The following is a 22,053-nucleotide window of genomic DNA, read 5'->3' on the forward strand; positions in this document are numbered from 1 at the left end:
GGTTTATTCATTATCACCACTAAAAAGCTAACTACTGGGTTGTATCTCTAAGTAGCTGTTAATGGTTGACTCGAGTTTTTTGTAGCTAGTTTGAATGAGCTCTAATTTATTCTTCATACTGCCCATGGCATTTTCACTGGCCATTACTTCTAACTCATCAAATAATTTATGTAAATTAGCTGCACCTACATCACCCGATGAGCCTTTCAAGCTATGACTTAGTTTTGATATTTGCGATAAATTATTGTTATTTATTGCATCCTCAAGTTCTTCTAGTTTGACTGGTGTACTCTGAAGGTATAATTCACATACTTTTATAAGCAGATTTTCATTATTTAATAACCGGGATAACGCGTTATCTTTATCCCAATCAGGTAAACTTTGACTATCTAAAGTATCAGGAATTGGTTTATTAAATTCGTTAAGCTGATTATTTTCCAATAGAGCTTCTTTCATAAAAGTTGAAGACAACCACTTTGTAGCCGTTGCAACTAATACCTCTGCAGAGATAGGTTTAGTGATGTAATCACTCATTCCGGCATCTAGGCATTTTTGTCTTTCACCCATCATTGCATTAGCGGTCATAGCGACTATGGGAATATTGATATTTTGAGGCGTTGCTTCACCAGCCCTTATTTTTTTTGCTGCATCATAACCATTCAATATTGGCATTTGGCAGTCCATAAATACACAGTGGTATTGATGATTATTGGCCACCGAGTTAACAAGTTTTTCTATTGCTTGTTGGCCATTTGACGCGGTATCTATCTCTAATGATAGGCATGATAAAATGCCCGCGGCTACTTCTATATTTATGTCGTTATCATCAACGATAAGAACATGCGCCCCTTTAAAGTCAGAATTATCAGTTTTAACTGAGTCAGATTCACGGCGTTTATTAATGCTATTTTCACTTATTTTATTTTCAATGCTGCGCTCATCGGCTACTGTTTTTAAAAACTCTGAAATAAGTATTGGCTTAGAAAGTAAGCTGGCTTGCATGTGTCTAGTTTTAATTTGCGGATAACCGCGATTTGCTAATAAAATAACTTTAATTGCATGATGATTAGCAATAGATGACCACATTTCATCTAAACGTTTTAATAATGTGTCGTCTTGTTCAATAAGTATAAAGTCAGGTAAAGACACGTTTTCTATATCATCTGATAAAAGAGATTGTTGTAACTGTTCAGATGAAAAGCTGTTTCCAGAAAAAGCGGCTATTAAATTATTTATGCTGTCGGCTAGCTCGTTATTTTTAGTCACAATAGCAAAGCTTTTGTTTTTTAATCGTGGGGTAAAACTATAATGAGTTGTATCAGCATTGCTCAGTGTTAGTTTTATGTGAAAACTACTACCTAGTGACTTTTCTGACTCAAAGCTAATTTCTCCGCCTAGCAGGTTACAAAGCTGTCTGCATATAGAAAGCCCCAGCCCTGTTCCACCAAATTTAGATGCCACGCTTTTGTCTTCTTGAGAAAAGGCGGTAAATAATTTGCTCTGGTTTTCTTGTGCAATGCCTACACCGCTATCGGTAACATTTACATGAACAGTCACATTATCATTGCTTGTTTGCTCGCAATAAGCGGTGACCTTTATAAACCCAGTTTCAGTAAATTTAATCGCATTATTTACTAAGTTAGTCAGGATTTGTGAAAAACGATGGGGGTCAGTTTTAATCGTTTTACATTTTAAATTAACAACATCTAAAACAAATTCGAGACCTTTCTCCTGAGCTTTAACAGCCATACTGCCACAAACGCTTTCGATTAATTTTATTAAATTAAACTCTTTAAAGTTCAACTCAAGTTTACCTGCTTCTATTTTAGATAAATCCAAAATATCATTTATTAATACAGATAAAGCACTCACACTTACTTCGGTCATTTCTAAATAGTTTTTTTGTGTTTCACTTAATGGCTCTTTTTTTATTAAGTTTAAAGTACCCACTATGCCATTAAGTGGAGTACGCATTTCATGGCTTATATTAGAAATAAACGCGCTTTTTACTTCACTGGCTTGTTTGAGCTCTTTTGTGCGGATGGCTACTTTATTTTCAAGCTCATGATTTACTTTTATTATTTCATTCTCAATGGTGCGCTCTTTGGTTACATCTCTGGCTATTATTGCAATACCAATAAACATTCCAAATTGATCGATAATGGCTGATAAAGAGAGTGAAAAGTAGCGTTTAGTAGAGCCGTTACTGATACTAGCGTTTTGCTTAAATTGACGAGTACCATCAGTGAACTTTTCAATTATCTCGTTAAAATTTAGCTGATCTATTATTTTTAAATCATTAATTGATTTTCCAATTGCTTCTAACTCTCCAAGCTTAAACATCAGAGCTGCGGCATTATTCCAACTAGAGACAATACCGTTATTGGTAATGCCAATTACCGCATCAGATGAGCCGGTTATAATTGCCTCAGATTGTGCGCGCGCATTTGCAAGCTCTTGGCTTTTGCGAAGACTACGATTGAAAAATGCGAGAATGATAGTTAATACAACAACCAAAATAAGTAAAAAGGCGTAGAGCTTTGTTCTACGTTCCATTTCAATATTTCTAATATGCTCAACAGGCGCTAAAACGTGACTAGATAAAAAGTTTTGTTTTTCACCCAGCGCTAAAGTGATTTTTTTTCTTGCGGTGTAATAACTTGTTTGCGCATTGCTTTTTGGTTTTATAAGCGACAATGAGCTATCAGCAACGGGGTTAAAAGTGTAATTATTATTGATGCTAATATCACTGTTTAGGTCTTTACCAAAGGTGAAATCTTTATTTGGGTGTGAGAGAAAATAGCCGTTACTGTCAGTTAAAGCGATTTCAAATGGTGAATTAATACTGTTGCTAATAATGCTTATTAAGTTATTAGCATTCACGTTAATTATGATAAAGCCAAATCTATTTTGATTTTCATCAAAAATTGGCATAGATAGCCTCAGCATCGGGCGATAAGGAAACTCTATTTTACCATACTCTCTATTCAACGAAATTTCAGACAGATACATTTCGCCATCAGAGAGGTTACTACTGGCCGTAAAGTACTCTTGCGCTCCTTTATTTTGGAGTCTATTTAAACCTATAACCTCTACTGCGCCCTGAACGCGATCAACCCTTACAAGTTCTTGTCCTTTTTTGTTGGTACTGATGATTCTTAGCTGCTCGTAATCTGGGTTATTTTTTAAAAACGCTGCAAATATAATTTCAAGCCTTGTTTTCCATTGAGCATAGGTGGTGTTTTCTAGTGGGTCTACACCTTTGTGATTTGATGCCCTGGCTAAACCTTTGATTGGAGGGGTTGCGTGTAAAAAACGAATATCTCGACGGTAGTTTTCGATAACCTCTTGTGTTTGTGAATTAATAGATTGGTTTTTGTCTATTATTTCTAGTTCTACAGAGCCAAGTACTGAGCGCGATAAACTTGCTTCATTAATAATAATGGCTACAACAATTAAGGTAATTATGGCGGATAAAGAAATAGGGAATAAAAGGGTGTAATTACTTACCTGACGAATTATCCTTTTTTTAAGATTTATTGGCATCCATTACTCCAATTAAAAACAAGCCATTATTTAATTATAATTAAACCTAGAGAACTATAGGTAATTTATCAAGTTTGAGCTTAATAATAAGAAAAAATAAGAAAAAAGCTTAAACTATTAAAAAGGAGTTTTGGTTTTATTGGCTTATGTTTACTGCAGATGATTATAGACATCTTGTAGCTAACACAATAAATTTAATATTGTTAGTATGTATTTTAGGTAATTAATGGACGTTTAGGTTAACTCAGCTAGACTTTAATCGCATTTGTTTAATTTTTTTATGGGACTTTATTGTGTTAACCACTATAGATCAAAGCTTTGCGCATCGAGTGCTTATTGTTGATGATGAGCCTTCTAGTTTAATGATTCTAGAGGGGGCTTTATCAGATATCGCAGAAGTTATATGCAGCGATACTGGTTTTGGTGCGATTGAAAAAGCACAGCAGTTTTTACCTGAAATTATTTTATTAGATATTGAATTACCAGATATTAGTGGGTTAGAAGTGTGTAGACGCTTAAAAAACAATCCCAAAACCAGTGGTGTAACGGTAATATTTATTACCTCTCATAATGAAAGTAAGTTTGAGCATTTGTCTTTGGAGCTGGGTGGGATTGACTACATACAAAAGCCAGTCGATCTTAAGGTGTGCCGTTTACGCGTTGGCAACCATTTAAAACTAAAAACACAAGAGCAACAATTAAAGCATTCTCAGCGGTTACTTGCTATTGAATCTGAAAGATTGCGGGTTACGCTCAACTCGATTGGCGACGCTGTTATAGCAACTGACAAAGACGAAAAAATAACGTTTATGAACCCGATTGCAGAAATGATGACCGGCTGGGTGATGCATGAAGCTGTTGGTAATTATATTTCAGAGGTTATGCAACTACGGGATGCAACCACAAAGCATAAAAGTCTTAATCCAATTTCTATTGCTTTAAAGGAGCAGCGAAGAGTAGCTATGGCGCTTAATTGCCAATTAACGAGCTTAAATGGCAGAATTCATCGGGTTGAGGATTCTGCCTCTCCTATTAGGGATGAAAAAGGTAATATTATTGGCGCGATTATAGTTTTTCATGATGTGAGCGAGTCAATTGCGATGGCCGTTAAAATGAGTCATTTAGCAAACCATGACCAATTAACCGATTTACCCAACCGAATTTTATTACATGATCGCGTTGCGCATGCCTGTCAGGTATCTGTGCGTAATGGTTTTTTTGTGGCATTAATGCTAATTGATATTGATCATTTTAAATATTTAAATGATACCGAGGGACACCATGTTGGCGACCAAATCATAAAACTGGTTGCTAAACGCCTTGAATCTATTGTTGATTTAAATACGACCTTAGCCCGAGTTGGCGGGGATGAATTTGTATTATTGCTCCCCGATATTAAATCGGCGTGTCATGTCGATGCTGTTGCATCTGATATTTTGTATGCAATGCATCAACCTTTTCGTGTCGATGGAAGAGAGTTTAATTTAACTATAAGCGTGGGAATTAGTATTAATCCAACTGATTCTGATTCTGCCGAATTAATGATGTCGCATGCTGATGCAGCAATGTATAAAGCCAAAGAGCACGGTAGAGATAGATTTTGTTATTTTTCAGATGACTTAGAACATGAGTTTCATCAACGTCAAAATATAGATAAGCTTTTGAGAAATGCACTTGAAAAAGACACGTTGGAAGTTCACTTTCAGCCCAAGCTTTGCCTAAAAAATAAATTAATTATAGGCGCTGAGGCGTTAGTAAGGTTAAGAGATGAGGAGGGCGGTTTTATATCGCCGTTACACTTTATTCCACTAGCCGAAGAGACAGGCTTAATAAATAAGTTGGGTCATAGCGTTTTAAAACAAAGCTGCAGAGCTGCTAAACGCTGGCTAGATAAAGGTCATCCAATTAAAGTTGCTGTTAATGTGGCGGCTAAACAATTTACAGATCCTAAATTTATAGAAAGCGTAGCGCAAATACTTGAGGATACTGAGCTTCCTAGTGGTTACCTTGAGTTAGAAGTGACAGAAAGCGCTTTAATGAGTGATTTTGATGAAACAAGTAGAATATTAAACGGGCTTTCAAACCTTGGTTTGAGCATAGCGATAGATGACTTTGGAACGGGCTATTCGAGTCTATCGTATTTAAAACTATTCCCTGTTGATGTATTAAAGATTGACCAGTCATTTGTTAAAGATATGGTTGATGATAAGCAAAGCCTAGATATAGTGAAAGCAATTACCCATTTAGCACACTCACTTAATTTAAAGATTGTTGGTGAAGGCATTGAAACTCAAGCACAGCTCGATACACTTATTTCGCTTGAGTGTGAAGAAGGGCAAGGATTTTTGTTTAGCAAAGCTTTACCTGAAAACGAATTTGAAAATCTCATTTTCTGATGGTGTAACTAGTATTTTTAAGTTTAAGATAGCTCACATTCAATTATTGTAACTTCTTATCTCCATCAATCTTAAAAATCGATTGTTTTAATCTAAACAATCAATTTTATTTAATTTCTCAATGGCCTTATTGTATTAATCAAGCCAACGCACAAGGCGTTAACTTTTTTAAATACACTAAACATAAATGAGGAATACTATGAGCACTTCATTGATTAACACAAAATTACAACCTTTCAATGCAACAGCTTACCACAATGGTGACTTTGTAGAACTCACTGAAAAAGACGTATTAGGTAAGTGGTCTATCTTTTTCTTTTACCCTGCAGATTTTACATTTGTATGCCCAACTGAGTTAGGTGACCTTGCAGATCATTACGCACAGTTACAAGAAATGGGCGTAGAGGTTTACTCGGTATCAACAGATACACACTTTACGCACAAAGCTTGGCATGACACGTCAGACACAATCGGTAAAATCACTTACCCAATGATTGGCGACCCAACAGGACGCATTACACGTAACTTTGGTGTAATGATTGAAGATGATGGTTTAGCACTTCGCGGTACATTTGTAATGAACCCAGAGGGCGAAATCAAAGTTGTTGAAACGCATGATTTAGGTATTGGTCGTAGTGCTAAAGAACTTGTTCGTAAAGTACAAGCTGCACAATACATTGCCACTCATGACGGTGAAGTATGTCCTGCATCTTGGCAGCCAGGTGAAGACACATTAGCGCCTTCACTAGACCTAGTTGGTAAGATTTAAACTTTACCTTCACTAAATTTAGAGTAGAACATGACTCTAATACCAGTGAGCCTACATGGCTCTCTGGGCACTCTCCCACGCCATCATTCTTTTCTAAAATTCGCACATGCACTGATGGCATGGGGGTTCTGCTGTTTTATTTTTCCGTAAGGGGCTAAGCCATGTTAGACAACAACATAAAGAACCAATTAAAAAGCCATTTTGAATCGCTGACTCAGCCTGTTGAGCTGCTTATCGCCTTGGATGACAGCAAAAAGTCAACAGAAGTAGAAAGTTTAGCGAATGATTTAGCATCACTAAGCGATAAGTTTAGTGTGAGTAACAATCCAGATTCTACGGCACGCAGACCTTCAATGGTGGTGCATTCGCCACAAAAAAATACTCATATTACCTTTGCAGGGGTACCTATGGGTCATGAATTTACTAGTTTAGTACTTGCGCTATTGCACACAGGCGGACACCCAAGTAAAGCCAGCCAAGATGATATTGAGCAAATACAATCACTTGATCAAGAACTAAACTTTGAAGTGTATATCAGTTTGAGTTGCCAAACCTGTCCGCAAGTGGTTCAAGCGCTCAATACAATGGCTGCTACAAATAGCAAAATATCTGCCACTATGATTGATGGTGCTCTGTTTCAAGATGAAGTAGAGCAAAGAAATATATTGGCTGTACCCGCTGTTTACTTAAATGGTGAACCTTTTAGCCAAGGGGCAATGAGCCTAACAGATATTCTAAATAAAGTTGATAGCAAAGGTGCACAGCGCCAAGCCAAAGCATTGAATGAAAAATCAGTGTTTGATGTGCTCGTAGTTGGCGGCGGCCCTGCGGGCGCATCAGCGGCAATTTATTCAGCACGTAAAGGGTTAAATACGGGGGTAGTTGCCGATCGATTTGGTGGGCAGGTAGCTGACACATTGGCTATTGAAAACTTTATTTCAGTAAAAGCAACCGAAGGGCCAAAAATGGTGGCCCAGCTTGAAGAGCATGTTAAAGAATACGATGTTGATGTAATGCACAACCAACGCGCTACAAACCTTCAAAAAGGCAGTGATGGCTATGACATTACTTTAGAAAATGGCGCAGTATTACAAGCAAAATCACTTGTGCTAGCAACCGGTGCGCGCTGGCGTGAAATGAACGTACCTGGCGAGCAGCAATATAAAGGCCATGGGGTTGCATACTGTCCGCATTGTGATGGCCCATTGTTTAAAGGCAAACCTGTTGCTGTAATAGGTGGCGGTAATTCAGGTATTGAGGCGGCTATTGATTTAGCTAACATAGTAGAGCATGTAACGGTGCTTGAATTTGCCGATACGTTACGTGCCGACGAAGTGCTTATTCGTAAAGCTAATAGCTTAAAAAACATTACTATTATTAAAAATGCACAAACCACTGAAGTACTCGGTGATGGTAATAAAGTGACAGGCTTGAATTATTCCGATCGTGTTTCTGGAGAAAGTAAGGAGCTAGCTTTAGCCGGTATATTTGTACAAATTGGTTTGATACCAAACACCGAATGGTTAAAAGAGAGTGACCTTGAGCTTAGTCAATTTGGTGAAATACTCATTGATGCCAAAGGTGCAACGTCGTTACCAGGTATATACGGTGCGGGCGATGCGACCAATACGCCATTTAAGCAAATTATTATTGCTATGGGCGCCGGCGCAACTGCGAGCTTAGGAGCTTTTGACTATTTAATTCGCCAAACACCCGATGCAGAGCAAAACGCTGCTTAATAGTTTTAGCGTAAAGACTCTTGATAAAACAGCTCTCACCCATAGCTGTTTGTTCACCCAAGCCGCCCTCTCCAAAGGCGGCTTTTTTGTGTGCTATTTAAGTCGGGTAATACCCACTAAAATACATACTGCCCCGCCAATAAAGCCTAGCCATGCTTCTACAGGGGTTTCGCCATTCAATGCACGAGTAACTTGTGAAGATGCAGAATCGTAAACATCATAACCCCACATACCAAGTGCTACGCCAATAACAATAAGTACAATACCAATGATTTTATTTGTCATAATGATCCTTTGTGTTTTTAGTACAAGTTAATCTGGGAGACACTCGTTGTTATAATGTGGCTACGCCCAGTCTTTTTAGTGTATTTGTAATTGCTTCTTCTATCGCTGGAAGCTTAAACGGTTTGGCTATAAACATATCCATACCCGCTTGCTGACAGTTTAGTTTATCTTGTGAGGAAGCATTAGCAGTTAACGCTACAATATAGGTTTGTTGCGGGTCACAAATACCTTGTGCTTTTAGTTGCCTAGTGGCCTCGAAACCATCCATGATAGGCATGATGCAATCCATAAAAATAAGGTCAAAATGCTTTTGCTTGCATTTTAACAGGGCATCTTGGCCGTCTATAGCAAAGTCTGATTTTATATTAAACTTATCCAGTGCCGCTTCTAATACAAGCCGGTTTATTTCGTTATCATCTACCACTAAAACCGATAGCTTATTACTATGACTATTAATAGATTTAAGGCTAGGTGTTTGTGTTTGTTGTTTACCAAGCTCAATTGGGATAGTTAAGGTAAAACACGTGCCCACGTTAACCTCACTGGTTACCTCAATTTTGCCATTCATAAAACCAACGAGTTCTTTAACTATGGCTAAGCCTAACCCAGTGCCACCTTTATTGTTGTTAGCATCAACCTCTTGGGTAAAAGGCTTAAATAATGAGTTTAAATACGCCTCGCTCATACCGCGACCCGTGTCGGTTATTTTAATGGTGAGTAAAGGGTGCTTTGTATCTACTGCTAATTGCGATTCAAGAGAAACAGATCCATGCTCTGTAAATTTTAACGCGTTACTCAGTAAATTAGAGACAATCTGACTTAATCGAGAGGTGTCACAATATACCCAAACATCATTAGGAATGAGGTTAGTGGCTCGTAGTTCAATGTTTTTATTGCTAAACAATACCGAATATAAAGAAACCAAATCGGTAAATACCGTTTTAAGTAGGGAGTGGTGAGGTTCCAGTTTTAATTCACCATGATTTATTTTTGAAAAGTCGAGCACTTCATTGATAATATTCAATAAAATATCAGCACTTCGCAGGGCGACTTTAATTTTTTCCGCCCGCTTGTCATAATCGTGTTCATCAATGAGTGTTGCTAACATACCCGTGATGCCATTTAGCGGAGTGCGTAGCTCATGACTAATTTTTGCAAACAGCATACTTCTATCTTTGAGTAGCTGTTCAGCAAGCGCTTTTTTTTGTTTTAACTCTTCGCGTAACTTTACGGATTCAGTTATATCTTGAAAAGTACCAAATAACCGCACACATTGGCCGTTGTTAAACTCGGCCTCACCAAAGGTTGAAACCCAAATGTTCTGTTGCTTAGCGGTAATTATTTCCAGCTCTAAGTGCCATTTTTCCCCTTTAGATACCGCATTTTCTACCGCTTTATTAATACTATCTCGGCTTTTGCCCGCTTTATAAAATTCAATGGCTGTTTCTATATTTGGAGTATAGCCTTCTTCGGCTTGATGAATGCGTCGAGTTTGTTCACTCCAAAACAGGGTGTTATTAACAAGATCGACTTCCCATGTGCCTATATTTGCAACACTTTCAAGCTTTAGTAAAGTGTCACTATTTTTAATGAGGTTAATTTTATCCTGATTACGTGCAAATTCTGAGCCTAACCACTGCGCTAATAATTCAATATAATCATAAGCTTCATCGCTAAAAGGAGCACATTCTTGCGCTGATGAAAAGTTAACAGTGCCAAATACCTCTTGGCCTATTCGTATAGGCGCACCAATGTACGCTTCTAATTGGAAATTAATATAGCAAGGGTGATTTGCAATCCTACTTTGCGACGCATTATGAAATGCCAATGCAGAGTTGGCCGACAAGGTATGCGTGCAATAGGTGCCGTTTAACTCAAACTCAGTACCAATAGCAAGAGAATTGTCAGGGGTAATGGCATGTAAAACAGTGTAAGAATTATTTTTCACGCGGCTGATAATAGCTAAGTCGAGTTGAAAAACATCGAGCCCAAAAGCAAGTAAGTCTGCAATTTTTTGATCAAAGCTTAGCTGCTGATCTGAGACTATATTATGAAAGCATCGAAGAAAATTCACAAAAACCCTTAATTTATTTGGTGTGTAGACAAAATTTAATGCAAAAAACACGCCTAAATTTAATCTGTTTTTTGCAATACGATGGCGAACACATCGTTCTTTATTACATTACCCCGTTGGTTTAAAAATTAATAGCTGGAGTAAGCTGTAAATTCAAAGGTTATATCAATGTATACTTCTTATAGGTTGATTTTATAGCTTATGATCATTCCTTAGCAAATCGAGAGTTATTCAAGTAGGTTTTAGCTTCACTTATGCCCATTTGATAGCCTGAATTGAGTATAGCCCGATTTTTAGTGGTGCGACCGACTTTAAACCCCATTGGAGGTGCGATAATATTTACTTTACAATCAGGTGGAGCATTATGCAAAAAATCAATACTGTCATTATAGTTTTTAGAACGCTGAATAGTGGCCTGTGCAAGTGCAGGAGTATCTTTATAGAGTTGTTTAGTTAACCACGGTACTTTGTTATCTTTTTTACGATAGCCTAAAGGTTGAGAAAGGATAACCGTTATTTCTGATGCCCCCATTTCATAAGCTTTTTTTACCTGAATAGAGTCGGCAACGCCACCATCGGTCATGGCCATGCCATTTATTTTTGGATAATCCCGATAAGCTATGGGTATAGCGCAAGAGGCTTTTAATTGCTCTACCATTTCGCTGCCTGTTGCTTGTAAATAATGAGCTTGCCCAGACTCGATTGCCGTTGCAACAATATAAAAGTCGTGAGGGGATTGAGAGAATTCGTCGGTATTTAAAGGAATTTCACGTATGGTCTCTTGCCAAAGCCAGTCCAAATCAAACAAATGGCCGCCTTTAACAAATCGGGAAAGGTTAATAAATTCAGGCCTACAGGAATAATCAGTAATCACTTTGTAGTTTCGAGTTGCTTGCTTACATAGATAAGCCGCGACGTTCGTTGCTCCAGCAGATACACCAAAATAGCTGGTAAAAGGTTGATATTGTTGTGCTAAAAACTCATCTAGCACGCCAGCTGCAAAAATACCGCGCATGGCACCACCCTCTACCACTAATGCATGTTGGCTATTGCTCATATTAACTTCCTTCCTTTGACAATACACTTATGCTACCAAGTGTGCCCTAACTGTGCGAGCAACTTTTTGCTTTGATTCGGGACTTGTTTTAATTATTAGTTAGGATAAGAAAATATCAAAGGTTGCAGGGAATAGAAGCGATAACTTGTTCTTAAAAATTAATATATACGTTATTCAAAAGAACATATTTGATTTCTGCCTGCTTTTTTAGCTTTGTATAAAGCAATGTCGGCATTTTTTATTATCGTTTGCATATTAGTATTAGCGTTTGGGTAAGTGGTAAAATACCCAAAGCTCATTGTGATATGAGGAGTAACAGAAGAAAATTCATGGGGAATATTTAATGCTTTAATTTTTTGCTGTATTAGTACAGCAAACTTTTGGCATTGTTCTTTATTAGAGGCCGGCAAAATAATTGTAAATTCTTCGCCTCCATACCGAGCCACTATATCACCTTCACGTTTACATACGCTTTTTAAAGCGCGCGCCACTTGTTTTAATGTGTCATCACCTTTTTGGTGACCATAGTTATCGTTATAACGTTTAAAGAAATCGATGTCACACATAATCAAACTAATAGGCTGATTATGTCTTGCACAACGTTTAATTTCACTGTTGAGTGTGCTATCGAAAAAGCGACGGTTTGCAATATCAGTAAGTGCATCGGTATTCGCTAATTTATTGAGTTTAGTATTTGCGTTAATTAATTGCTGTTGGGTTAACTGCAGCTTTTTTTTATAGTTAATATTCTTGAGGGCGTTATTGATGATTTCACCTACGAGCTTTATTCTAATCAAATCAATTTTGCTCCAATGGCGCTTAGTTTTTACGCAATCACAGCCGATGAAGCCTACCAGTTCTTCATCGAAACGAAGGCCTATGCATAAAACCGACTGAATGCTTTGCTCTTTAAACTCTGCTTTTTCAGCGTCAGCTTTAGTAGGTAATAGCTCAATATCATTTACTTGAAATAGATGGTTCTCATTCATCACTTCAAAAAAATAGGGGAGTTCAACCTTTGGTATGTTTTGCAGTCTGTCTTTGCAAGCAACAATACCCTTATTAACCCATTCGTGAGTATTAGTAATAGTTTCGTTGTCGGTGTTAAATTCAAATAAATAACTGCGGTCAGCCTTTAATACGGTGCCAATGGCTTTGAGGGCAAAGTTAATTTGTTGGTCTATATTATCGTTTTGTATATCAATAAGTTTGGTAGAGATTTTAGAGATAATATGATCAAAGTTGTATTGTTCTGTGAGTGTATGATTTTGCTCTAAAGTGAGCATAGATATAGAGCCATCAATTATAGAATGATCAATATTTAACAGTTGTAAAGTGGATTCAGAATCTAATAAAACGGTTGTTATATTAGAAGAAAATAACTGCTCAATACTGACAATTTCATCATTACTAAAGTCGCGCAACACAACATTGCTAAAAGCACCTTTTTTAACAGCACTTTCATCCTCTATTTTGAGTAACGTTTTGGCATGCTGATTTAATGTGTAGTTTTGGTTTTTATCATCATAAACAATTACGGCTAAATTAATAAGATTAAAAACCTGCCAAATTGTATTGTTTGAGTCATGGCTCACTGGTTTCTCCGCATTAAAATATGAAAACTACCCATATTTATGAATTAATTATTATTTTTGTATCCGCTTAGTTATTTTTAGTACAGTTTTTTGTATTTTACTAAGTTTTTAGTGCGTTTATTTGGCCTACGTATTACAATTGTGATTGTATATCATTACGTATTTCCCAATTTGCTTTATTTCATGAGCTTACTTCGTTTTCAGTAAAGGCCTTTTATATTTCATGACAGAAATAACTACACATCACGCCTCCCGTCGCCGTCTATTAATTGCACTTGCAATTACCTGTTCGTTTATGGTTATTCAGCTTATAGGTGCTTATTATGCTAACTCACTGGCTGTTCTTGCTGATGCCGGCCACTTATTTGTTCATAACAGTTCGCTATTCATAGCACTTATTGCCTCAAGCTTCGCTATTCATCTGGCTAAAACTTACAACGACGGTCACCAAAAAGCTGAATTAATCGGCGGTCTGATCAACGGAATTCTCTATCTAGCCATTAGTTTACTTATTTTGTATGAGGGAGCTGAGCGCTTTTTGGACCACAAAGGTGGACATGAGCTGATCATAAATAGTTATTTAATGTCGGTGATTGCAGCTATCGGTTTTTTATTTCATGGTGCGGCAGCGTGGGTGCTGTATAAAGGCCGTAAGGCTAGTATTAATGTGTATGCGGTATTTTTACATTCGTTTTTTGATTTAATCTCGACTGTTTCCACTTTTGTTGCCGGTGTTCTTATTTATATTACGGGCTGGAATGTGATTGATATTTTATCGAGTATGTTAATTGCATCATTTGTACTATTTACGGGAATTAAGGTGATAATTAGTTGTATTAAAGGGCTACGTTCAAATAAAGCAAAATTGCCAGAAGTCCAAGATATCGAAACAGAAATAACCAGCATGGAGCATGTTGCAAATGTGCATAACGTTACCGTTGTTCGTAAGAATAAAAAAGTGATAGTAGGTGCTCACGTAGTGTTAAAGCAACATTGCACTATAGAAAAGCATGATGAAGAATGTCGTTTAAAAGTAATCAAACTACTTGCAGATAAATTTAATGTTCGTAACAGTGTGCTACAAATCGAAAGCTATGAATGCAAGCACATACATTAAAAATTTTAACCTAAAAGCGACTTGGTTAAGTCGCTTCTTTACCATAGCTTTAGATTAAATCAATAATCTTCTCAAAGCATGCAGGGCTCATTAGGTCGCTGGCACTCATAGGACGTGCGAAGTAGTAGCCCTGTAGCTTATGACAACCTATGTTCGTTAAAAAGTCTAGTTGCTCCCGCGTCTCTACCCCTTCAGCAATACAATATAGCTCTAAGTTTTCAGCAAGCGAGTAAATTGTTTTAATAATCGATTCGTCACCTTTATCTATGCCGATACTATTTACAAAACTTTGGTCAATTTTTATTACGTTAATTGGAAATTGGCTCAAATAAGTGAGTGATGAATAGCCAGTACCAAAATCATCTAGAAACAGCTTAAACCCTGCAGCTTGAAGACTTTTAAGTTGTTTAGCTGCTTTGTGCTTATCTTCTAACAGCGTGTTTTCTGTAATTTCAAGACGTATTTGCTGTGGCTTGATATTGGCTTTTTCAAGTATAGCGCTTAGTCGCTGGGTTATATTAGCCTTTAAAATATGTTTTGGTGATACATTTAACGAAATATAAAACAGTGGGTTAACGCTAAGAACAGGCGCAAGCTCTGTAATTGCACGTTGCAATGCTTGCTCTGTAAGCATATCAATTAAGCCAGTTTCTTCTGCTACCGGTATAAATAAAGCCGGAGAGATTAGTTTTCCTTGGTTTTCCCAGCGCATCAATAATTCAACACCACTTATTGTTTTATCTTTTGTATTAACTACTGGCTGGTAATGGTTAAAAAATTGGTTATCTTTTGCGGCATCTTTTAAGTCATTTTCAAGGATAAGCTTTTGTTTGATTTGCTCATTCATTTTTTCATTAAAGAACTGAAATCCATTTCGACCTGCTTGTTTTGCATGCATCATAGCGATATCTGCATTACGTATTAAGGCATCTGTTGAGTTTGCATCATGGGGGTACAAGGCAATACCAATACTGGCAGATATATTAATAGAAAAGTCTTCAATAATAACTTTACTTGCCAGCTCACTACTCATTTCGTTAAGTGTATGCTGCAGTGAAGACATAGAGGTAATGTTCTCGATTAATACTAAAAATTCATCACCACTTTGACGGCCAAAGGTCGCATGGTCGCCCAGATATAAGCCAACTCGCTCGGTAATGTTGCACAGTAATTTATCGCCCACGGCATGTCCAAACGAATCATTTACAGGTTTGAACTTATCTAAATCTATAAATATAACCGCACATTGCAAGTCGTTTTTAGCGGCTTTTGTAATGGCATTTTCAATTTTTTGATTCATTAAACTACGATTAGGTAGCCCGGTTAACGCATCATAGTTGGCCAAATAACGTAGCTCATTCTCAGCACGCTTTTGTTCGGTTAAATCTGTTATAACAATAACATAATAGCCAACTTTACCTTCTTCATTAGCGACAGCTGTGGCACTTAAATGAATAGGATGCTGCTGTGCTTTTGTAGTATTAACATAGGCATTTGTTCGCCAATTCTCTTTGGGTTGCAGTGCCTTTAATGTGGCTGCAAATTCTTTACATTTGGTTTGCCCAATGGCTTTGATAAATAGCTCTGAGGTAACAGCTCCCTCATCACCATCATCAGAAAATACCTCCATAAAGCTATTATTAGCTGAAAAAGGCATTAGATTTTCGTCTAGGATAAGTAAAAAGTCATTGATTTGGCTAAATGCTTCACCGAGTATTTTTGCTTGCTGTTCGTTTGCTAACTGCTCAGTAATATTAGTAAAAATACCAGATACATACTCAGGCTTTTTAGTGTCTTGATTATAAATAATTTGCCCTAAGTCATGAAACCACAACCAATGACCATCTTTGTGGCGTAACCGGTAAGTCGCTTGCCAGTCTTGCGACTGAGTCTGTTTTATAAATGTATCCCACTTGCTTTGTATTCTGCGGCGCTCATCAGGATGCATAATATTAAAAAAGCTTTGTATATCAATGCGCTCAGGCAAGTCTTCAAAGCCTAACTCCATACCTCTAGCTGTGTTTACAGTATTGTCTGCAAAGCTATAGTTCCAAACACCACTTTTATTGCTTTTTAGTGCGAGCTCAGTTTGAGTTTTAGAGTGAATAGCTGCACGGTGGGCGCGCTCAATTGCTATTTTACGGCTACGGTATTGCCAAAAAAATAAAAACAGAATTATGGTCACAGCAAGGAAGTAGCATGCATAAGCGAGAGGAGACTGCCAAGGTGCATAGGCGACGCTAAATTTAAGCCTTACAGGTTCGCTAGTAACGACTCCATTACGCTGCTGAGTTGATACTGATAATACATAATCACCAGGTTGTAATTTAGTAAAAAACACCTGGTTAGATTTTAAATCGTTATAGCTCAATGATGAGGGGCCAGTAAGCTCTACTCGGTAGAAGGTCTTACTTATATTTTTATAGTCAAAATTAGAAAACCGAACCGTTAACCCCATATCATCATGCTTTAGTTTTAACGGTTCATTACGATATTTTTCAGGTGTATAATTGAGCGTCTCTGAAAATAAATTGATATTGGTAATTGCTAACTTGCTTTGGGTGTTTTGTTGTTTACTCTTAAATTGATCGGGGTCAAACTGAAGTACACCGCTACGATTACCAAACACGAGTTCATTATTTTGCAATTTAAGTGCTGCAAGTGCAGTAAAATGATTGCTACTTAGGCCATCTTTTATTGTATAAGTTGTTACGTTTAATGAATCTAAATTAAGTTTATACAGTCCGTTGTCAGAACTAACCCATAAAAAATCATTATCATCGGCAATAAGCTCAAATATAGAGTTAGTATTTAATGAATTGTTTTTATTAAAAGTATGAGCTTGCTCGTATGTTTCAGCGTTAACGGCAATTAAGCCTTCTTGTGTTGTTGCTAACCACAGTAGTTTTCGTTTTGCATCGTAGTAATAATTCTCGACCGTATGGTACAGGTTCTTTTTTGCCGTTTTAGATTTAAAAATAGCAGTTAAAGTGCCAGTTGCTTCGTTATACCTATAAAAAGTATCAGAGGTACTTAAAAGTAGCTCGCCAGGGAACATCGTTGAAGGGGTATGGAATGCGTAAGCTTGTAAGGGCGATACAAGCTCTTTTAAGCCTTTTATAACTCTATTTTCACCAGAGTTACCGTCAAATATATAGAAGTTATCATTATTGATATAAGCAAACTTATCGGGCGCTACCTGAGTAATACCAAATAAATAGTCAGTATTTAGATTATGCTCGGTGATAAATTTGTTTTGTTCAAATGTTCCCGTTTCTTTGTTAAAAAGCTCGAGTCCAAAAAAAGTAGCTAGCCAAAGATAGTTCTCACCTTTAGTGTTGGCAGGAAAAATATCACCAATAGCAGATAAACCATAAGCTGCTTTGTTATCTTTAGATTGTAAAAATAAATCACTCGTTTTCGTTTTTGAGTTATAACGAACAAGTCCATCGTCAGTGCCTATCCAGAGCAATTGCTGCGTATCTTGATATATAACATTTACAATATTATTTTCAGGCAGTGTAATTCTTTTAAACTTCTTAGTTTGTGCTGCCCACGTTAATACCCCGTGAGTTCGTGAACCAAGCCATAACAAACCGGATTCATCAAACATAATATCGTTGATGGTGTTTTCTGTTATGTTGTAGCTACTATCTTTGAAGTTTAAAATAGCAGTGAGCTTTAAGGTTGCTCTATCAAACTCAAATAAACCACTTTCTGTAGCAATAAACTCACCATAGGGTGTGTTTACATAATCCCAAATATTATAGTCACTAATAAGTGTTGATACTGCAGTAGGGTTTATATTTTTATTTTCATCAAAAGCAATCCGATACATTCCCTCAACCGTACCAACCATCAACCCAAATTCTTGGTCTACTGATAAAAATTTTACGTTGTTACTATCGTTAGTAACTTTTTGTGTGTCGCTAAGTGTTGTTTGTTGGAGTTCGTTATTGATAAAACTGTAGTTATACAGGCCCTGATCGGAACCTATATATAAGGTGTTTTGATAAAGTGACAATGCACGGATAAACATATTTTCATCAGGCAAAGATGCGACGAGTGTTAATTGTTTTGATTTTTTATCAAACCGGTATACGTGCGAATCAATAGAAAAATAAAAGTGTGTAAGCTCCTCAACCACTGCAATAACGGGAGAGTATTTTTCTTGGTCTTGGTTTAAATGACCTGAGTATATTTGTTTAGCCTTTAAGCTACTTGGATCAATTAAATAGCTACCTGCAAGTTGTGTGCTTACAAGTATGCTACCGTTATTGGTTTTGTACATATTAATAATGTAGTTGTTTTTTAAATCTGTTTGGTTTTCGTAAGGCGTAACTTGATAGCCGTCGAACCGAAATAGCCCCTGTGTAGTTGCAATCCACACATAGCCAATATCATCTTGGACAGATTTTACAACAAAGCTTTGCGCCAATTGTTCGTTTTTGGATGCGCGTTGTAATTGTTCAGAGTAAGTTTGTGAGGCAAAGCTCTGCTGCATGCAAACTAATAAAAATATGTAAACAACGAAGAAAAACTTACTCAAAAGCACTTACCTTTTTTAATTGCCAAGGTTGGTATTTAGAATTGCTGTAATATAACATGAGTTTAATTTAAAAATTACAAAAAGCACTATAAGTGTGAATTAATTGTTGCCCGCTTGTGGGTGTTAAAAGTCAATTTAACTAAAATGAAAGGACTACAAATGAATTTTAGAGAAAATATCAACTCAGAGCACAGCGTACTTTTAGTAATCGACTTACAAAGCAAACTAGCACCAGCTATATCTTCATTTAATACGACCTTAGAGTGTGCTTTACAGCTTGCAAATGCAAGTGCTATTCATCAAATTCCTTCAATAATTACAGAGCATTATAAAAAAGGACTAGGTGAAAGTGATGAGAAAATTAAGCAAGCTTTACCAAACGCGCAATATATCGAAAAAATAAATTTTAGTGCCTGCGCCGAAGAGGGGTTTTTAGATACTCTTTCGCAATTACAGCGCCCTCATGTGGTTGTTATGGGTACAGAAGCACATGTTTGTGTATTACAAACCTGTTTAGATTTACTACAACAAGGTTATGCAGTAACTGTTGCTACAGATGCAATAGCTTCAAGAAATGCAGATCATAAAGCCATTGCGGTTGAGCAGCTTCGTCAAGCCGGTGCAGTAGTATCATGTGCAGAGACAATAATATTTCAATGGACAAAAAAAGCAGGGACGTCTACTTTTAAACAAATACTATCAATTGTTAAGTAGCGCATTAAAAACATTTTTAAATCAACCTGAATTAGTAATGCTGGGCTTGATTTAAAATAAAAAATTGCGAGTTGTTAAGGGTTACATTAGCAATAAGCGTGTTTAATTTATTACAAAATTAATTAAGGTTTTTATGTCTAGTGTGAGCCGATTGTTTACAATCATATTCTGTTTATTGTTTGTCGAGTCTATTGGTATAGGCCTTTATTTTGATACATTAACAGAGGCGTTTTTGGTCGGCTTGCCCCTGTGCTTGCTCCCTATATGGTTATTAAAAACCCAACCCGAAAGTAAAGTTACACCTCATGTTGTCGCTGCCGCTATTATGATGTTTTCATTTTTGCATATTCAACAAGCTTATGGGCTTATTGAAGTGCATTTTGAAATATTTATTTTCTTAGCCATGTTAATAATGTTTGTTGAGTGGCGAGTATTTATTACGGCGATTGTATTTGTTGCTGTTCATCATTTATCTTTTTACTATTTACAAACGCAAAACACGGGGTTTTATGTATTTGACCCCGACCGACTCGCTTTTTCAACTGTGCTTATTCACGCAGCTTATGCCATTGTAGAAGCCCTTGTTGCTGGTTTTATTGCAGTAACATTACAACGCGAACGTCGTGCAGGTTTGTCGTTAAGCCATGCCACAGAGCAAATAATGCAAGATCCAGAGCAAGTAAAGCTCTCAATGCGAGCTGATGATACAAATAGCAGTGCAGTAGTAGGCTTTAACACGCTACTAGAATACTTGTCGGATGTTATAAAACAGGTTCAAACTCAATCCGATTCATTAAAAAATAATTCTCAAGAACTTATTAATGTGCATGATGAGCTGGCAGACAGTGCTAAGCACCGAAATATACAAACCGATGATATTGCCAATTCAGGTTCACAAGTAGCCCACGGTTTTAAACTGGTTGAGCAAGAGAGTGATATTTTAAAGCAGCAAGTTAGCAATATCACCGATTCTGCTCATGTAGCTTTGCAAGAAGTATTACAAACAGACAGTAAGAGCAAGGAGTTGCTCACATTACTAACCAATACAGAAGAGCAGCTAAGTCATTTGGTGGCAGCTGGTGATGTAATTACAGGTTTGTTGAATGAAATATCAGGTATAGCGGATCAAACTAACTTGCTAGCACTCAATGCTGCAATTGAAGCAGCCAGAGCGGGCGAGCATGGTCGTGGTTTTGCTGTCGTTGCAGATGAGGTTCGTTCTTTAGCGAATAACAGCCAGAAAACAACAGCAAAAATAGCATCTACGTTAACAGATTTAGTGAATAACAGCCGCACTTCAACACAATCTATGAATCAATGTGTTGATTTTGTTGTAGATCTTACGAAAATTAGTGCCACTATGAAAGAGAATATCTCGTCAATGAGCGAGCAGATACAGGCTGTATCCACAAGCTCTAATTCGGTTGCACAAGTAGTTGCTGAGCAGGCAGGCAATACCGAGCAAATTGCAATAAGCACAGATCAAATGCGTCAACGCCAACATGAAGACGGAAAAATTGTTGATCAACTTACCGCCAAGGTACAAATGATTGATGTGAGTATTGATGTGTTAGAGCAAAGCATTGCAAAATTTAACTAATAAGCGCTATTTTATTGTTGCTTTAATTGGTGTGTGGCTTGTCGTTGTTGTTTCGGGTTTAGTGTATTTTCAACTTGGCCAATTAAAGCCTTTTGATGAAAATAAAATGCTGGAACGACACAATTGGTTTTCGCAATTTAAAGAACAGGTGGTTTGGCAAAACAAAGATAGTGCTCAATTACTTATTATTACAGAAGATAAGTGTGGATGTACTATACAAGCTAAACCACACCTATCATCTTTACAGCAGTTTGCGAAAAACCAGGGCGTTGAGGTACAAACATTTAAACTCAATAGCCAACTAAAGTCAGTGGTTCCGGCTACACCAGCCGCGGTTTTAATTGATAAAAATGGTGAGTTTGTTTATGCAGGGCCTTTATCTGAAGGGCTGGCATGCTCTCAAGGTAGCGGGTTTGTGGAAACCGTTATTAGTAATTTACAGGCCGGATTTAACTCATCATTATTAATAGCGGATACAAAAGGCTGCTATTGTGTAAATAACGCCTAAATCATATACCCTTATATAAAAAGCGCTTACAACTAACTTGTATAAAAGTAGGTAAGCGCTTTTTATTGTTTAACGATTAAAGAGTGATTTAAACGTTATTTAAT

General features: G+C 37.1%; 13 protein-coding genes. 7 read left to right on the forward strand and 6 right to left on the reverse strand.

Features of this window, described 5'->3' with window-relative positions; all coding sequences use genetic code 11:
- Positions 1-27: 27 nt before the first annotated feature.
- Entirely contained in the window at positions 28-3,546 is a 3,519-nt protein-coding gene (locus tag CWB78_RS12090) for an ATP-binding protein (protein WP_138595800.1), read from the reverse strand.
- Between the two features lie 293 nt (positions 3,547-3,839).
- Between CWB78_RS12090 and CWB78_RS12095 the strand changes: the two genes are divergently transcribed.
- The 3 genes from CWB78_RS12095 (at position 3,840) to ahpF (ending at position 8,450) form a co-directional block, all read left to right on the forward strand.
- On the forward strand, positions 3,840-5,942 hold the full coding sequence (locus CWB78_RS12095; RefSeq protein ID WP_055011450.1) for a two-component system response regulator: 2,103 nt from the start codon (positions 3,840-3,842) through the stop codon (positions 5,940-5,942).
- 199 nt (positions 5,943-6,141) lie between these two features.
- The gene (ahpC, locus tag CWB78_RS12100) at positions 6,142-6,711 is read left to right on the forward strand and encodes an alkyl hydroperoxide reductase subunit C (RefSeq protein WP_008115650.1); all 570 of its coding nucleotides are present in this window, start codon (positions 6,142-6,144) and stop codon (positions 6,709-6,711) included.
- Between the two features lie 161 nt (positions 6,712-6,872).
- Positions 6,873-8,450: an alkyl hydroperoxide reductase subunit F gene (gene ahpF, locus CWB78_RS12105; RefSeq protein WP_055011448.1), complete on the forward strand. Its 1,578-nt coding sequence runs from the start codon at positions 6,873-6,875 to the stop codon at positions 8,448-8,450.
- Between the two features lie 93 nt (positions 8,451-8,543).
- Here the strand turns inward: ahpF and CWB78_RS12110 are convergent, their stop codons facing one another.
- From CWB78_RS12110 to CWB78_RS12125, 4 genes are all read right to left on the reverse strand, one after another.
- The gene (locus CWB78_RS12110) at positions 8,544-8,735 is read right to left on the reverse strand and encodes a DUF3185 family protein (protein WP_076920360.1); all 192 of its coding nucleotides are present in this window, start codon (positions 8,733-8,735) and stop codon (positions 8,544-8,546) included.
- Between the two features lie 49 nt (positions 8,736-8,784).
- Entirely contained in the window at positions 8,785-10,809 is a 2,025-nt protein-coding gene (locus CWB78_RS12115) for a hybrid sensor histidine kinase/response regulator (RefSeq protein ID WP_138595802.1), read from the reverse strand.
- A gap of 205 nt (positions 10,810-11,014) precedes the next feature.
- Entirely contained in the window at positions 11,015-11,866 is an 852-nt protein-coding gene (locus CWB78_RS12120) for a patatin-like phospholipase family protein (protein WP_138595804.1), read from the reverse strand.
- Positions 11,867-12,036: 170 nt separating this feature from the next.
- Positions 12,037-13,461, reverse strand: a complete 1,425-nt coding sequence (locus CWB78_RS12125; RefSeq protein ID WP_055011445.1) for a sensor domain-containing diguanylate cyclase — start codon at positions 13,459-13,461, stop codon at positions 12,037-12,039.
- A gap of 223 nt (positions 13,462-13,684) precedes the next feature.
- Between CWB78_RS12125 and CWB78_RS12130 the strand changes: the two genes are divergently transcribed.
- A complete protein-coding gene (locus CWB78_RS12130) occupies positions 13,685-14,578 on the forward strand; it encodes a cation diffusion facilitator family transporter (protein ID WP_055011444.1) in 894 nt (297 codons plus the stop codon).
- A gap of 49 nt (positions 14,579-14,627) precedes the next feature.
- Here the strand turns inward: CWB78_RS12130 and CWB78_RS12135 are convergent, their stop codons facing one another.
- Positions 14,628-19,082 (reverse strand): EAL domain-containing protein, encoded by a 4,455-nt coding sequence (locus CWB78_RS12135; RefSeq protein ID WP_249930455.1) that lies wholly within the window; start codon positions 19,080-19,082, stop codon positions 14,628-14,630.
- A 204-nt stretch (positions 19,083-19,286) separates the two neighbouring features.
- Between CWB78_RS12135 and CWB78_RS12140 the strand changes: the two genes are divergently transcribed.
- The 3 genes from CWB78_RS12140 (at position 19,287) to CWB78_RS12150 (ending at position 21,949) form a co-directional block, all read left to right on the forward strand.
- Complete coding sequence (locus tag CWB78_RS12140) at positions 19,287-19,841, forward strand: isochorismatase family protein (protein WP_138595808.1); 555 nt, start codon at positions 19,287-19,289, stop codon at positions 19,839-19,841.
- Positions 19,842-19,974: 133 nt separating this feature from the next.
- Positions 19,975-21,441: a methyl-accepting chemotaxis protein gene (locus tag CWB78_RS12145; protein WP_075169949.1), complete on the forward strand. Its 1,467-nt coding sequence runs from the start codon at positions 19,975-19,977 to the stop codon at positions 21,439-21,441.
- Positions 21,425-21,949, forward strand: a complete 525-nt coding sequence (locus CWB78_RS12150; RefSeq protein WP_138595810.1) for a DUF6436 domain-containing protein — start codon at positions 21,425-21,427, stop codon at positions 21,947-21,949. Before CWB78_RS12145 ends, CWB78_RS12150 begins: the two co-directional genes overlap by 17 nt.
- The last annotated feature ends 104 nt before the right edge of the window (positions 21,950-22,053 follow it).

Source organism: Pseudoalteromonas sp. S1612, assembly GCF_005887175.1.
In the GTDB taxonomy this organism is placed as follows: Bacteria; Pseudomonadota; Gammaproteobacteria; order Enterobacterales; family Alteromonadaceae; genus Pseudoalteromonas; species Pseudoalteromonas undina.